This is a genomic window from Micromonospora sp. Utrum1, assembly GCF_057197805.1.
The window spans coordinates 3,484,007-3,498,557 of record NZ_CM170071.1; the positions used below are offsets into that span (position 1 = coordinate 3,484,007).

General features: G+C 70.3%; 11 protein-coding genes. 7 read left to right on the forward strand and 4 right to left on the reverse strand.

Features of this window, described 5'->3' with window-relative positions; genetic code table 11:
• The first annotated feature begins 129 nt into the window (after nt 1–129).
• Nucleotides 130–1,334 (forward strand): IS3 family transposase gene (locus tag AC0OLQ_RS16465; RefSeq protein ID WP_484532062.1). Its coding sequence is split into 2 segments (ribosomal slippage): nt 130–364 and nt 364–1,334, totalling 1,206 coding nucleotides; the frame shifts between segments, so codons are not numbered across the junction.
• 607 nt (nt 1,335–1,941) lie between these two features.
• Here AC0OLQ_RS16465 and AC0OLQ_RS16470 read toward each other — a convergent pair.
• From AC0OLQ_RS16470 to AC0OLQ_RS16485, 4 genes are all read right to left on the reverse strand, one after another.
• On the reverse strand, nt 1,942–2,961 hold the full coding sequence (locus AC0OLQ_RS16470) for a low temperature requirement protein A (protein WP_484532063.1): 1,020 nt from the start codon (nt 2,959–2,961) through the stop codon (nt 1,942–1,944).
• 2 nt (nt 2,962–2,963) lie between these two features.
• Nucleotides 2,964–3,119: a hypothetical protein gene (locus tag AC0OLQ_RS16475; RefSeq protein ID WP_484532064.1), complete on the reverse strand. Its 156-nt coding sequence runs from the start codon at nt 3,117–3,119 to the stop codon at nt 2,964–2,966.
• A gap of 614 nt (nt 3,120–3,733) precedes the next feature.
• Nucleotides 3,734–4,261, reverse strand: a complete 528-nt coding sequence (locus AC0OLQ_RS16480; protein WP_484532065.1) for a hypothetical protein — start codon at nt 4,259–4,261, stop codon at nt 3,734–3,736.
• 566 nt (nt 4,262–4,827) lie between these two features.
• On the reverse strand, nt 4,828–5,334 hold the full coding sequence (locus AC0OLQ_RS16485) for a hypothetical protein (protein ID WP_484532066.1): 507 nt from the start codon (nt 5,332–5,334) through the stop codon (nt 4,828–4,830).
• 1,054 nt (nt 5,335–6,388) lie between these two features.
• On the opposite strand from AC0OLQ_RS16485, the gene kdpF reads away from it, so the two are divergent.
• From kdpF to AC0OLQ_RS16515, 6 genes are all read left to right on the forward strand, one after another.
• Nucleotides 6,389–6,478: a K(+)-transporting ATPase subunit F gene (gene kdpF, locus AC0OLQ_RS16490; protein ID WP_484532067.1), complete on the forward strand. Its 90-nt coding sequence runs from the start codon at nt 6,389–6,391 to the stop codon at nt 6,476–6,478.
• Nucleotides 6,478–8,133 carry a potassium-transporting ATPase subunit KdpA gene (gene kdpA / locus AC0OLQ_RS16495; RefSeq protein ID WP_484532068.1) on the forward strand — a complete coding sequence of 552 codons (1,656 nt, stop codon included), beginning with the start codon at nt 6,478–6,480 and terminating at the stop codon, nt 8,131–8,133. The genes kdpF and kdpA overlap by 1 nt, the downstream gene beginning before the upstream one ends.
• Before the next feature lie 20 nt (nt 8,134–8,153).
• The gene (gene kdpB / locus AC0OLQ_RS16500) at nt 8,154–10,346 is read left to right on the forward strand and encodes a potassium-transporting ATPase subunit KdpB (protein WP_484532069.1); all 2,193 of its coding nucleotides are present in this window, start codon (nt 8,154–8,156) and stop codon (nt 10,344–10,346) included.
• A complete protein-coding gene (locus AC0OLQ_RS16505; protein ID WP_484532070.1) occupies nt 10,346–11,227 on the forward strand; it encodes a potassium-transporting ATPase subunit C in 882 nt (293 codons plus the stop codon). Before kdpB ends, AC0OLQ_RS16505 begins: the two co-directional genes overlap by 1 nt.
• A gap of 95 nt (nt 11,228–11,322) precedes the next feature.
• Nucleotides 11,323–13,863 carry a DUF4118 domain-containing protein gene (locus tag AC0OLQ_RS16510; RefSeq protein ID WP_484532071.1) on the forward strand — a complete coding sequence of 847 codons (2,541 nt, stop codon included), beginning with the start codon at nt 11,323–11,325 and terminating at the stop codon, nt 13,861–13,863.
• A complete protein-coding gene (locus tag AC0OLQ_RS16515; protein WP_484532072.1) occupies nt 13,860–14,540 on the forward strand; it encodes a response regulator in 681 nt (226 codons plus the stop codon). Before AC0OLQ_RS16510 ends, AC0OLQ_RS16515 begins: the two co-directional genes overlap by 4 nt.
• The last annotated feature ends 11 nt before the right edge of the window (nt 14,541–14,551 follow it).

A 14,551-nucleotide genomic window follows, 5' to 3' on the forward strand; every position in this document is an offset into this window, starting at 1 on the left:
TAAAAGTCCTCACCTGATGTGGCGTACTGCGGTAGTCACCTCCGTGGTGACTACCGCTCCTGCTGGGCTTCCCCCTGAGATGTGGACACCCTGAGACTGGACGCTGGTCCAGAGGAAGGGGTGTCCCCGTTGGGGCGTCCATCGAAGTACACGGAAGAGTTCCGGCGTGACGCGGTTGACCTGGTCCGCTCGTCGCAGCGGCCGGTCAATCAGGTCGCGCGTGAGCTCGGGATGAGTCACGAGACGCTGCGGAACTGGGTCCGCGCTGCCGAACGCCGGACGGGGGCGTCTGCGACCGCCTCGGGTGGGGACGGGCTGTCGGTGGCCGACAAGGACGCCGAGATCGCCCGGTTGCGGCGTGAGGTCGCGGAGTTGCGGCAGGAGAAGGAGATCCTGCGCAAGGCAGCCGCCTATTTCGCGAAGGAGATGGATCGGTGACCAGCCGCTTCCGGTTCATCTCCACCCACCGCGCCGGCTTCGGCGTCAAGCGGCTGTGCCGGGTCCTGGCGGTTTCCCGCTCCGGGTTCTACCGCTGGGCAGCCAGCGAGGCGGCCCGGCAGGCTCGCGCCGCCGACGAGGACGCCCTCGCCGAGCAGATCATCAGGGTCCACGCCGACTCCGGTGGCACCTACGGGTCGCCGCGGGTGACCGTCGAGTTGCGCTGCCAGGGTGTGCGGGTCAACCGCAAGCGGGTCGAGCGGATCATGCGGCAGCGGGACGTCGTGGGTCGGCATCTGCGCCGCCGCAAGCGGACCACGATCCCGGATCCGGCCGTTCCGCCGGCGCCGGACCTGATCGGCCGGGGCTTCACCGCCGCCGCTCCGGATCAGCGGTGGTGCGGAGACATCACCGATCTGCGCGTCGGTGCCGGCTGGTTGTATCTGGCCACGGTCATCGACATCGCCACCCGACGGCTGATCGGCTGGTCGATCAACACCCACATGCGCACCGCCCTGGTCATCGACGCCCTGGACGCCGCGGTCGCCGCCCGCGGCGGCCGGGTCGACGACGTGATCTTCCACTCGGACAGGGGCGCCCAATACGGCAGCGGCGCCTTCGCCGACGCCTGCCGCCGCCACGGTGTCCGCCGCTCGATGGGGCGGATCGGCTCGTCGTACGACAACGCCCTGGCCGAGGCGTTCTTCGCCACCCTCAAACGAGAGTTGGACGTCGACCACCGACGGTGGGCAACCGAGGCCGACGCCCGCCGCGACGTATTCCGGTGGATCGCCTTCTACAACCACCGACGCCGCCACTCCGCGCTGGACTACCTCAGCCCCGCCGACTACGAACAGACCCTCACATCCACTACGCTGCACCAGATCGCGGCATAACCCGGTGTCCACATCCCGGGGGGAACCTCAGTCAAGAGGGTATCCAGGTCTTGCGTCACAACATGATCCTGGATGCCCTCTCCTCATGCCCAGACATCGACCCCTGACTTCGGAACTACTCGTCTAGTCGTCGTGGCGGTGAGTGCTGCCGCGTTGCTGGTGGCTCTTCTTGGTCGAGGCGAGCCACCGGAGGTGTCGCGCGGTGAGCGATGGGTGGCCGGCCTGGTCTGGCTCATCATGGCCGGCGACGCGGCATTCGGCGAACATCGGCCTGTGTTCGAGCGTCAGTGGAAGGGAGCCGCCGCGGCGCTTCTCGCCTTGGCCCTCGGTGTCCGACTGTTGCGCCGCTACAACTGGCGGAGGCGTGGTCGAGCGGCGGCAGGCGCTCTAAAACCAAGGACTGAGGCGCCGGGGCCCGACGCGGCCCGCAAAATGCACTAACCAAATCCGAAGATCGTCTAGCCGGACGTGTCACCCACGTCCCGAAACTGATCTGTCACGCAGGTCCTGGGACCCGACATTCGCCGGCAGCCGGCCGTCCCGTCGGGATCTGGGTGACAGATCGGTATCGGAACCTGGGTGACAAATCAGCGAGTGGCGCTTCCGGCTAGCCGGCTCTTGCCCGCTGTGGTCGGCGTCGTGACCGACGCACGGTGTCGAGCAAGGCGACCCCGGCCAGGACGAGGGCAGCGGCGATCGCGGCCCCGAGCGGCGGCACCAGGATCATCGCCGGTGAGATGACGGCGAGCCCGAGGATTCCGATCGGCCGATCCCAGGACAAGCGGCTGGAGACGGCGTACTCCAAGAAGGCGGGCCTGGTGAGGAACAGCGCGGGTCCGCCGACGATGAGTACGATCCAGGCGAGCGGTGTGCGTCCGAGCGGATCCGAAATCACGAATTTGTAGCTGACCGAAATCGCAATGACGGCGGCGACCAAGACCGGGTGGGCGAAAACCACTGGGCGTCCGTGAACCGGTCCGAAGGCTTCTGCGAGGACCGTCGACGCCTTCGATTGCAGATCCCCGCCACTGTAGAAGTAGATGCGCCATAGCAGCACCGTGGTGGCGAACGCTGCCAATACCGCTGCGAAGTTGGCAACCTGAGACCCGCTCTGGTGGAGCGTCAGCCCGCTAACCAGGATCAGCTCGCCGAGCGCGATGGTGAAGAATTGCCGGCACCGGTCGATGAGGTGCTCACCGGAGTACTCGTACTCCGTCACACGCGCCCGGCCCAGCCGTCGTATTGGTAGGCGGAGACCGGCAGCGACGAATTCGACGGCCACCGCCAGTGCCCACAGCACCCCACGGGCCCAACCATCCATAAGCGCGCCCGCGATCCACGGCACTGCGGACGCGCCGAACCAGACGGCTTCTCGCGCCTCAGGGCGCTGCATCTCGCTGCCACGCAGCAGAAGTACGAGGATGCCGGAGGCACCGAGCTGGATGGCGAGGTACGCGCCGGCGAAGTAAAGGCCTCGTTCGCCGAACGCTTCAGGCGCCGCGGCGGCCATCACCAGGGTGCCGAGCAGTGCTCCGAGGACCAGCAGCTGTATCGACGGTTGTTGCGGGTCGAACTTATCGCAAACCTCCGCGGTAACGGCCCAGACCGCCGACAGGGGAAGCAGCAAGATCAGCGCCTGGACTGCGCCGTCCAGCTCGTATTCTCTTCCAGCAGAGCCGAGAGCTGTGCGAGCGCGAGAACGAACACCACGTCGAACAGCAGTTCCAGGAATGTCGCCTTCGGTTGCTCGGGCCTCCGCCGCAGCCGGCCTTGCCTGCTTGTCATCGATCAGCTCGTTTCCGCCGGTTCTGCCTATGGAGCAGTCGTACCACGAGACAGGCGCTGGTGGATGTGGATGCGCTGCCGCCCGGCTGGACCGGCCTCACTCCGCATCTGGGGAACAAGGCGGGCCGTTTTGTCGGCAGCCGGCCGCCCAGTCTCAGACGTCGGCGGCCACATCGGCTACTGGGGCGGTCGTCCGGCGCGGCGGTGTCAGGTCCGCGCAGACCAGCTCCCGCGTCACGGGGTTATCGTACATATGTGCGATGACCCCGCGCTTCTACTGGCAGAGATCTGCCCTGACGTGCAGACCGCACCACTGCGGCACGTCGGCCAACCAAATCCGCCACCCGCCCCGATCTTTGCGGACTTCGAACCGCCACGGGTGAGCCCGGAACCATCCGAAGCGCCTACAACAAGATCTTCACCGGCGCTTCCGGTGGCTCCGCTTGCTGCCGGTGAGTCGTCACCGCGTCCCGGACTCGCCGTGCCAGCACCGTCCTGTGCGCATCGGGGGCAACGCATACGAACACGGACGTCCGAGTCAGGAGCCGTCGCGGACGCGTACAGCTCGTCATGAACCTGACCTTGTGCCTCGGCGGGCGAACCGTAAGTGGGTGTCAATGACGCATGTTGACCCGTAGGCCAGGGAGCAACCCTCGGCTGAACGAACCGACCCGGCCGCGGCGCTTGAGCTCATTGAGCAGCTCTTCGGTCCCGTCGCGTTCCTTCAACTTAGGGCGGTGACGACCGACCCTGGTGAGCGGTTCGTACTCGTCGCCGAGCGCCAGAAGAATCTCGTCCAACACCGGCAGCTCGATGTTAGCGAGGTGGGGTTCCAGCAAACTCAGGATGTGCTCAGCGGGCGCTGCGGCTTCGCTGAGCTTGACCAGCAGCTCCACCGAGACGTTATTACCCTTGGCCGCCCACTCGCAGATCGCGATCACGCCCTCCTTGGACAACCGGCCGTGTACGAACTCTGCGTCATCGGCGATCGCCCGCTTGACGGCCGACGCCACGCGTGGACTCCGCATCATCTTGGGCAGGTCGTCGCTCGATAGCGGTAGCTCGCACACATAGGACACCAGGCCTTTCGACGCTGCGAAGTACTCCTCCCGGAACGCGAACGGGCAACCGCTCACGCGCATATGTCTCGGCAGCATCGGGCACCAGTTCGGCGGCCAGCAGCGCCGGGAGCAGCTTGAGCCCCGGCGCCAGTCAGGCATTCGGCCGGATAACCAAGGAGCGCTGACCCCGTTGGGAGCGCCAGGTCCTGGGCTACAGGCCGGCAGGCCACGCTGCGGCTGACCGGCACCGTCGTCGGCGGGCCGCTGCTGGACATCCCGGCGGGCACCGTCATTTTGGCCGAAGCCCGCTGCGAGCGCCGCTCGGCTTGTCGCCGACCCCCACCGCGACGCCGACGCAGCCCACTCCCTCGCCGACCCAACCCACCGCGGCGCCCTCCTCGACCGGCGACCCGGAACGGCCCCCGACCGGCAGCCCGGACCCGATCCTTCCCGTCACCGGCGGCGACTCCACCCGTCTGTGGTGGCTCTTCGGCGCAGGCGCGGGAATGGTCACCATCGGCGTCACCGCTCAGCTGATCGCCCGCAGGCAGAGCCCCAACCTCGACGCATGACGTTACGGCGATAGGGGGAGAGGGTCCCGACCTATGTGTCGGGGCGCTTCCCGCGCGGCGTACGGGGTTTCCCGATCACCGCAACCGTCGACGTGGATGCCTGACCGCCGTGCGGGATCTCGTTCGGCCTTGTCCAGGATCTCCGGTACCCGGTGGAGTGTCACCCCCGCCGAGGATTAGGTACCGCATCAAGTGCGCGATCGGCTTGCCTTCGGACCACTCGAAGTGCGCGTGCGGGCGGATTTCGGTGGCATCGCGCAGGGCCAGCAGGATGGCCGCGATCGTCGAGCTGTTCATCGGCGTGGTGTTGGCATCCTGATCGGCGACGCGCTGATCTACCTGCTCGGCACCGGGACGTGGCAGCTCGGGCTGATCGTGGTGCTGGCTGTCCTCGTGGCGGCCTTCGTCGGCCGCAGTCCCGCCCTGAGCGTGCAAGCGGGGGCGACGGCCTTTGATCGGCACGCTGTCGCCGTCGACACCCAATCTCGAGATCCCACGATTCGCCGACGCGATCATCCGTGGAGCGGCGGCCCTGGTCGTGACGGCGGTGCGGTTGCCGCTCAATCCGCTGCGGCTGATCAACCGTTCTGCCGGTCCCGCGCTGAATCTGCTCGCCGACCAGCTCGACGCCACCGCTCATGCGCTCCGGGAGCGCACGGGCACAGACCGCCCTCGATCGGCTGCGGAACAACAAGAAAGAGCTCGGTGCCTTCTACGAGGCCGCGCAGGGAGCGCGGGAGGGCGCCACCCTCTCCCCGGGTATTGGAGCGCCCGAAAGGGGCCGCTCGGCCGGTACGCCGATGCGGTGGACCTGATCGATCGCGCCATACGCAACAGCGGAACTCTCATCCGCCGGGCGGTGACCCTGATTGAGAACGGCGAGGCGGTCCCGTACGACATGCCCGAGGCGGTGTCGGCGCTCGCCGAGACCGTCCAGATCCTCCGGCGTGAGTTGGCTCACGGAACGTCGGAGGCCAACCGGACGCGGGAGCAGGCGCTGCGGGCGGTGACCGGGCAGCGCGCGCCTACCGGTCCGGGTGGGTTTCTCCGGCGCGGTGGTCGTCGCCCAGATTCGTACCGCAGTCAGCGACCTGTTGGTGGCCACCGACCTGTCCTGAGCAAAGCCAACAACCTGGTCCAGCACACCTTCGGCCCACTCGCCCCAACGGCGAGGCCCGGACACGACGGGGGCGGACGGCGGATCCGCCGACGAACCCGACGTCTCAGAGTAGTTTGCGGCGCGCGGCGCCGGCTCACACACCTGAGCGTTCGGCGCACGGCCGACGAGGGTGCCAGTCCGGCCAGGAGCGAGAAGCCGCGTACCCGGGCTCATCAACGCAGGCGGCAAGAGCCTAATCCCTGCAGGGGTGACGGGCCGCCCGGCCGGTGGCGCGGGTCACTCCGTGGAGAGGCGGTGTGAAAAGGGCGTGAAGAAACGCCCGATCACCGTGATGGTCGCGTTATAGCCCCTGTCCGTCCGCCCGATCCGGCGCTGTGATTGCCCGGCGCGACCACGAAGACGGTCGCCCGACAACGTCCGGTAAGGGGAGTCAGCCGTGTCTGACGTGGTGTTCGTGCTGGTGACGGTGGGGCTGTTCGCGGCGCTCGCCCTCGTGGTGAGGGGTGTGGAGAAGCTGTGAACGCGGTGAACGCCGCCGGTCTGGTGCTGGCGATCGGCCTGGGCCTTTTCCTGGTCGTCGCCCTGCTGTTCCCGGAGCGCTTCTGATGACCATGACAACAGCCGGCGTCGTCTTCCTGCTGTCCCTGGTGGCGGTGTTGGTCGCGGTCCACCGACCGTTCGGCGATCACATGTACCGGGTGGTGTCCGGCAGCCGGCAGTCCCGGGTCGAGCGTGGGATCTTCCGACTGGTCGGGGTCAACCCGGCCGCCGAGCAGACCTGGGGCGTGTACGCCCGCAGCGTGCTGGCCTTCTCGGCCGTCTCGATCCTGTTCCTCTACCTGTTCCAGCGGGTGCAGGACAAGCTCTGGCTCTCGCTGGGCTTCGACCCCGTGGCGCCGCACGGCGCCTGGAACACCGCGGTCTCGTTCGTGACCAACACGAACTGGCAGTCGTACTCAGGTGAGTCGACCATGGGGCATCTCGTGCAGATGGCCGGCCTGGCCGTGCAGAACTTCGTCTCCGCCGCGGTCGGCATCGCCGTGGCGGTGGCCCTGATCCGCGGGTTCGCCCGCAGCCGCACCGGCGAGCTGGGCAATTTCTGGGTCGATCTGACCCGGATCACCCTGCGCATCCTGCTGCCCGTCGCCGTGCTCGGCGCGCTCGCCCTGATGGTCGGCGGCGTGGTGCAGAACCTTTCCGGCGGCACCGACGTCACCACCCTGACCGGCGGGACGCAGCACCTCACCGGTGGGCCGGTGGCCAGCCAGGAAGTGATCAAGGAACTGGGCACCAACGGTGGCGGCTTCTACAACGTCAACAGCGCCCACCCGTTCGAGAACCCGACGGCCTGGACGAACTGGCTGCAGATCTTCCTGATCCTGCTCATCCCGTTCAGCCTGCCCCGGGTCTTCGGCCGGATGGTCGGCCAGAACCGCCAGGGCCACGCGATCGCCGCGGTCATGGCCATCCTCGCGCTGGCCAGCGTCACCCTGACCAACGTCTTCGAGCTGGCCGGGCACGGCACCGTCCCGCAGGCCGTCGGCGCGGCGCTGGAGGGCAAGGAGGTCCGGTTCGACGTGTCGAACTCCGCGACCTTCGCCGCCGCCACCACCCTCACCTCGACCGGCGCGGTCAACTCTTTCCACGACTCGTACACCGCGCTGGGCGGAATGATGACGCTGGGCAACATGATGCTCGGCGAGGTCGCGCCCGGTGGCGTCGGCTCGGGCCTCTACGGCCTGCTGATCCTGGCGGTGATCACGGTGTTCGTGGCCGGTCTGATGGTCGGCCGGACCCCGGAGTACATCGGCAAGAAAATCGGTTCGCGCGAGATCAAGCTCGCCTCGCCGTACTTCCTGATCACCCCGGCGCTGGTGCTGGCCGGCACGGCGGCGGCGTTCGCCACCGGCAACAACGCCACCGCGCTCAACGTCGGCCCGCACGGCCTCTCCGAGGTGCTGTACGCCTTCACCTCGGCGAGCAACAACAACGGATCCGCGTTCGCCGGAATCACCGTCAACACCACCTGGTGGGACACCGCGCTCGGGCTCTGCATGCTGCTCGGCCGGTTCCTGCCGATCATCTTCGTGCTCGCCCTGGCCGGTTCGCTGGCCCGACAGCAGCCCACCCCCGCGTCCGAGGGCACCCTGCCGACCCACCGACCGCTCTTCGTCGGGATGGTCGTCGGCGTCACGGTGGTCCTCGTGGCGCTCACCTTCCTTCCCGCGCTCGCGCTCGGTCCCCTCGCTGAGGGGCTGTGACCACCATGAGGAACGAGGACATGTCCGTCACGCCCGTGACATCTGGCACCGGCGAGGAGCCGGTGGCCGGCACCCCCGCCGTCCACGGCAACCGGGTCGGCGGGGGCCTGCTGGACCCAGAGCAGCTGATCCGGTCCCTGCCGGACGCGCTGCGTAAGCTCGACCCGCGCACGCTCTGGCGCAACCCGGTCATGCTCATCGTCGAGATCGGGGCCGTCTTCACCACCGTCCTGGCGGTGGCCGACCCGTCGGTCTTCGCGTGGGCGATCACCGTCTGGCTGTGGCTCACCGTGGTCTTCGCGAACCTGGCCGAGGCGGTCGCCGAGGGCCGGGGCAAGGCCCAGGCGGCCGCCCTGCGGCAGGCCAAGCAGGACACCGTCGCCACCCGTCTCATCGGCTGGACGCCTGGCGCGGCGGCGAACGCCTACCGCGACGAGGCCGTCCCCGCGCCGCAGCTCCGGCAGGGCGACATCGTCCTGGTCGAGGCCGGCTCCATCATCCCCGGCGACGGGGACGTGGTCGAGGGCATCGCGAGCGTCGACGAGTCGGCGATCACCGGCGAGTCCGCTCCCGTCATCCGGGAGTCCGGCGGCGACCGCAGCGCGGTCACCGGCGGCACCAGGGTGCTCTCCGACCGGATCATCGTGCGGATCACCCAGAAGCCCGGCGACAGCTTCATCGACCGGATGATCGCCCTGGTCGAGGGCGCCAACCGGCAGAAGACCCCGAACGAGATCGCGCTGAACATCCTGCTCGCCGCGCTCACGATCATCTTCCTGCTGGCCGTGGTGACCCTCCAACCGCTGGCGATTTTCGCCAAGGGCTACCAGGCGGCCGCCCCCGACGCCGGCGCGATCACCGATGCCGGCGTCAGCGGCGTGGTGCTGGTGTCGTTGCTGGTCTGCCTCATCCCCACCACCATCGGGGCGTTGCTGTCGGCCATCGGCATCGCCGGCATGGACCGCCTGGTGCAGCGCAACGTCCTGGCCATGAGCGGCCGGGCGGTCGAGGCGGCCGGCGACGTGAACACCCTGCTGCTGGACAAGACGGGCACGATCACCCTGGGCAACCGGCAGGCGGCCGAATTCGTTCCGGTCGAGGGGGTGACCGCCGGCGAGGTCGCCGACGCCGCGCAACTGTCCAGCCTCGCCGACGAGACCCCGGAGGGTCGTTCCGTCGTGGTGCTCGCCAAGAACGAGTTCGGGCTGCGCGAGCGCGAGCCGGGACTCATCCCGCACGCCGCGTTCGTGCCGTTCACCGCGCAGACCCGGATGAGCGGCGTTGACCTCGGCGCGGAAAGCGTTGACGGCGGCGTCCGCCGGATCCGCAAGGGCGCCGCCGCCGCAGTGATGAAGTGGGTGCGCGAGAACGGCGGCCACCCGACCGAGCAGGTGGGCGAACTGGTCGACGCGATCAGCGGCACCGGCGGCACCCCGCTGGTGGTCGCCGAGCACGTCGACGGCGAGCCGGCCCGCGCCCTCGGTGTCATCCACCTCAAGGACGTGGTCAAGGCCGGCATGCGGGCGCGCTTCGACGAGATGCGCCGGATGGGCATCCGGACCGTGATGATCACGGGCGACAACCCGCGGACCGCCAAGGCCATCGCGGACGAGGCCGGCGTGGACGACTTCCTCGCCGAGGCCACCCCCGAGGACAAGCTCGCCCTGATCAGAAAGGAGCAGGAGGGCGGCCGGCTGGTCGCGATGACCGGCGACGGCACCAACGACGCGCCGGCCCTCGCCCAGGCCGACGTCGGCGTGGCCATGAACACCGGCACGTCGGCCGCCAAGGAGGCCGGCAACATGGTCGACCTCGACTCCGACCCGACGAAACTCATCGAGATCGTAGAGATCGGCAAGCAGTTGCTGATCACCCGCGGCGCCCTGACCACCTTCTCGATCGCCAACGACGTCGCCAAGTACTTCGCGATCATCCCGGCCATGTTCGCCGGCATCTACCCGAGCCTGGACACGCTGAACATCATGCGGCTGGCCAGCCCGGCCTCGGCGATCCTCGCCGCAGTCATCTTCAACGCGATCATCATCGTCGCGCTCATCCCGCTGGCCCTGCGCGGCGTGCGCTACCGGCCGGCCAGCGCGTCGAAGCTGCTCAGCCGCAACCTGTGGCTCTACGGCCTCGGCGGCATCCTCGTGCCGTTCATCGGCATCAAGCTCATCGACCTGCTCATCCAGCTCATTCCGGGGATCTCGTGATGCGCCTCCCTACCTGGCTCGCCCAACATCTGGCCGCCCTGCGCGCGCTGCTCGTGTTCACCGTCCTGCTCGGCCTCGCGTACCCGCTGGCCCTGGTAGCCGTCGGCCGGATCCCCGGCCTCGACGGCAAGACCGACGGCTCGCTGATGAGCGTGCACGGCACGACGGTGGGCAGCTCGCTCATCGGCCAGTCCTTCACCGATGCGAACGGCAACCCTGTGCCACGCTACTTCCAGTCCCGGCCGTCGGCGGCCGGCGACGGCTACGACCCGACCGCCACCGCGGCCAGCAACCTGGGCCCGGAGAGCGTGGTCGACACCATCGCCGCCAACCCCGACGACTCCACCCGGAGCCTGCTCACCCAGGTCTGCGCACGGAGCAGGGCCGTCGGCGAGCTGGACGGCGTGGACGGGCGGCGCCCCTACTGCACCCCGGACGGTGTCGGCGCGGTGCTGGCCGTGTTCCGCGCCGACGGACTGACCGGCCCGATCACCCGGGTCGTCAGCATCAACCAGGTCGCCCCGGCCACCCCCTTCATCGGAAGTTACCAGGGAGTGCCCGTGGAGCTGGCCCAGCCGGACCGGGACTACGTCGCCGAGGGCGGGATCATCACCCCGATCCGTGGCGACGCGCCGGCCCGGCCCGCCGTGCCGGCCGACGCGGTCACCGCCAGCGGCAGCGGCCTCGATCCGCACATCAGCCCGGCATACGCGGAAATCCAGGTGACCCGCGTGGCGCGCGAGCGAGGCGCGGACCCGGCGGCCGTCCGCCGCCTGGTACAAGAGCACACCACCGGCCGGGCGCTCGGCTTCATAGGCGAACCCCGCGTGAACGTCCTGGAACTCAACCTCGCGCTCGACAAGGAGTTCCCCGCCCGCTGACCGGCCGGCGCGGGCGGGGCCGCACCCGGTGGCTCCGCCCGCGACGTTCAACTGTCCGATGACCGGGGGCCCGCCAATCAGGAAGGATTGTTTCCGTGCCAAGGGGAGAGCTACGCATCTACCTCGGGGCCGCCCCCGGCGTCGGCAAGACGTACGCGATGCTGGAGGAGGCCCAGCGGCGGGCCGAACGCGGCACCGACGTGGTGCTCGGCCTGGTCGAGACGCACGGCCGGCCGCACACCGCGGCGATGATCGGGGACCTGGAGGTGGTGCCCCGGCGCACCCTCACCTACCGGGGCGCCGCCTTCACCGAGATGGACCTCGACGCCGTCCTGGCCCGCTGGCCGGAGCTGGCGGTGGTCGACGAGCTGGCGCACACCAACGTGCCCGGCTCCCGAAACGCGAAGCGCTGGCAGGACGTCCAGGAACTGCTCGACGCCGGCATCAGCGTGCTGACCACGGTGAACATCCAGCACCTGGAGTCGCTCAACGACGTCGTCGCGCAGATCACCGGCACGATCCAGCGAGAGACCCTGCCCGACCAGGTGGTCCGTGCCGCCGAGCAGGTCGAGCTGGTCGACATGACCCCGGAGGCGCTGCGCCGCCGAATGGCCCACGGAAACATCTACCGCCCCGACAGGATCGATGCGGCGCTCGGCAACTACTTTCGGGTCGGCAACCTGACCGCCCTACGCGAGCTGGCCCTGCTCTGGCTGGCCGACAAGGTCGACGAGCAGCTCGACGCGTACCGCGCGCAGCAGGGGATCTCGGCCACCTGGGAGGCCCGCGAGCGGGTGGTGGTCGCGCTCACCGGCGGGCCGGAGGGGGAGACGCTGATCCGCCGGGCGGCCCGGATCGCCGCCCGCGGCAAGGGCGCGGACCTGCTCGCCGTGCACGTGGCCCGCAGCGACGGGCTGGCCGGGGCCGACCCGGCCCGGCTGGCCCGGCAGCGGGTCCTCGTGGAGAGCCTCGGCGGCACCTACCACCAGGTGCTCGGCACGAACGTCCCGGCGGCGCTGCTCGACTTCGCCCGGGGCGTCAACGCCACCCAGCTGGTGCTCGGCGCGAGCCGGCGCGGCCGCTTCGCCCAACTGCTCTCCCGGGGCGTCGGGGTCACCACCACCGCGCTCTCCGGGCCGATCGACGTGCACCTGGTGACCCACCCCGAGGCGGGCCGGGGCCGGCGGGCGGCCGAGATGCCGGCCGCACTGTCCCGGCGCCGCCGGCTGCTCGGGTACGCGCTCGCGGTCCTCGGCATGCCGCTGCTGACCCTGCTGCTCGCGGCGCTGCCCGACCTCACCCTGACCAACGACATCCTGCTCTTCCTCGCCGGCGTGGTCGGGGTGGCGCTGGCTGGCGGGCGGTGGCCGGCGCTGGTCGCCGCGCTCGGCGGCTCGCTGCTGCTGAACTGGTTCTTCACCCCGCCGTTCCACACGCTGACCATCGCCGAGGCGGACAATCTCCTCGCCCTCGGCGTGTTCGTCGGGGTGGCCATCGCGGTGAGCTGGGTGGTCGACGTCGCCGCCCGGCGTACCCGCGAGGCCGCCCGAGCCTCGGCCGACGCGCAGACCCTGGCCACCGTGGCCGGTGGGGTGCTGCGCGGCGAACGGCCGCTGCCCGCGCTGCTGGACCGGCTGCGGGAGACCTTCGCGCTGCGCGCGGTGAGCGTGCTGGAGCTGGTGGCGGAGGCGGAGGGGCGGCCCGGCTGGGCCCGGGAGGCGGCCGCCTGGCGGGTGGTGGCGAGCGTGGGGGAGGCCCCGCCCGGCAGCCCCGGCGCCGGGGAGACCGCCGTGCCGGTCGACGACCGGCTCACCGTGGTCCTCGCCGGCCGCCGGCTGGAGGCCGCCGACCGGCGGGTGGTCGAGGCTTTCGCCGCCCAGGCCGCAGTCGCGCTGCGCCAGGAACGCCTCGCCGCGGCGGCCGCCGCGGTCCGTCCGCTCGCCGAGGCCGACCGGATGCGCACCGCGCTGCTCGCCGCGGTCAGCCACGACCTGCGTACGCCGCTGGCCTCCGCGAAGGCAGCCGTGAGCAGCCTGCGCAGCCCCGACGTCGAGTTCGACGCCGCCGACCGCGAGGAACTGCTCGCCACCGCCGACGAGTCGCTGGACCGCCTCGGCCGGCTGGTGGCGAACCTGCTCGACATGAGCCGGCTCCAGGCCGGCGCGCTCGGGGTCACCGCGACCGCGATCGGACTGGAGGACGCCGTACCCCGGGCACTGGACGAGCTGGGCCCGGCGGCGGCCGACGTCACCACGGACATTCCCGCCGACCTGCCGGCCGCCGCCGCCGACCCGGGCCTGCTGGAGCGGGTGCTGGTCAACATCGTGGCCAACGCGCTGCGGCACAGCCCGCCCGGCCGGCCCCCCACCATCACCGCCAGCGCCCACGCCGGGCAGGTCGAGCTGCGGGTCATCGACACCGGCCCGGGCATCCCCGAGGACCGGTGGGAGCACGTCTTCCTGCCGTTCCAGCGCCTCGGCGACCGGGACAACCAGACCGGCGTCGGGCTCGGGCTAGCGCTGTCCCGCGGGCTGGCCGAGGCGATGGGTGGCAGCATCACCCCAGAGACCACCCCGGGCGGGGGGCTGACCATGGTGTTGCGGCTGCCCGCCGCCGAGGAGAGGGGCGAGGGGTGACCCGCATCCTGGTCGTGGACGACGAGCCGCAGATCCTCCGCGCGCTGCGGATCAACCTGCGCGCCCGTGGCTACGAGGTGCAGGTCGCCGAGACCGGCGCGGCGGCGCTGAAGACCGCCGCCGGGCACCCGCCCGACCTGGTGGTGCTCGACCTCGGCCTGCCCGACCTGGACGGCGTCGAGGTGATCAGGGGCCTGCGCGGCTGGAGCGCCGTGCCGATCATCGTGCTCTCCGGCCGGGCAGGCAGCGAGGACAAGGTCTCTGCGCTGGACGCCGGCGCCGACGACTACGTCACCAAGCCGTTCGGGGTGGACGAACTGCTCGCCCGGATCCGGGCGGTCACCCGCCGGCTCGGCGGCGCCGCCCCCGCCGGTCCCGCGCTGCGGATCGGCCGGCACACGGTCGACCTGGCCGACCGGACCGTGACCCGCGACGACGGCGCCGAGGTCAGGCTCACCCCCACCCAGTGGGCCATGCTGGAGAAGCTGCTGCGCAACCCGGGCAAGCTGGTCAGCCAGCGCCAGCTGCTGCACGACGTGTGGGGACCGGAGTACCAGCACGAGACCAACTACCTGCGGCAGTACATGGCCCAGCTCCGGCGCAAGCTGGAGGACGACCCGGCCCGGCCCCGGCACCTGATCACCGAGCCGGGAATGGGCTACCGCTACCGGCCCTGATCCAGGCCGCC

What these genes read in the sequence shown, in the direction of transcription:
- AC0OLQ_RS16475 (WP_484532064.1), bottom strand. Translation starts at nt 3,119, where the DNA reads ATGACAAGCAGGCAAGGCCGGCTGCGGCGGAGGCCCGAGCAACCGAAG.
- AC0OLQ_RS16480 (WP_484532065.1), bottom strand. Translation starts at nt 4,261, where the DNA reads ATGCGCGTGAGCGGTTGCCCGTTCGCGTTCCGGGAGGAGTACTTCGCA.
- kdpA (WP_484532068.1), top strand. Translation starts at nt 6,478, where the DNA reads ATGACCATGACAACAGCCGGCGTCGTCTTCCTGCTGTCCCTGGTGGCG.
- kdpB (WP_484532069.1), top strand. Translation starts at nt 8,154, where the DNA reads ATGTCCGTCACGCCCGTGACATCTGGCACCGGCGAGGAGCCGGTGGCC.
- AC0OLQ_RS16505 (WP_484532070.1), top strand. Translation starts at nt 10,346, where the DNA reads ATGCGCCTCCCTACCTGGCTCGCCCAACATCTGGCCGCCCTGCGCGCG.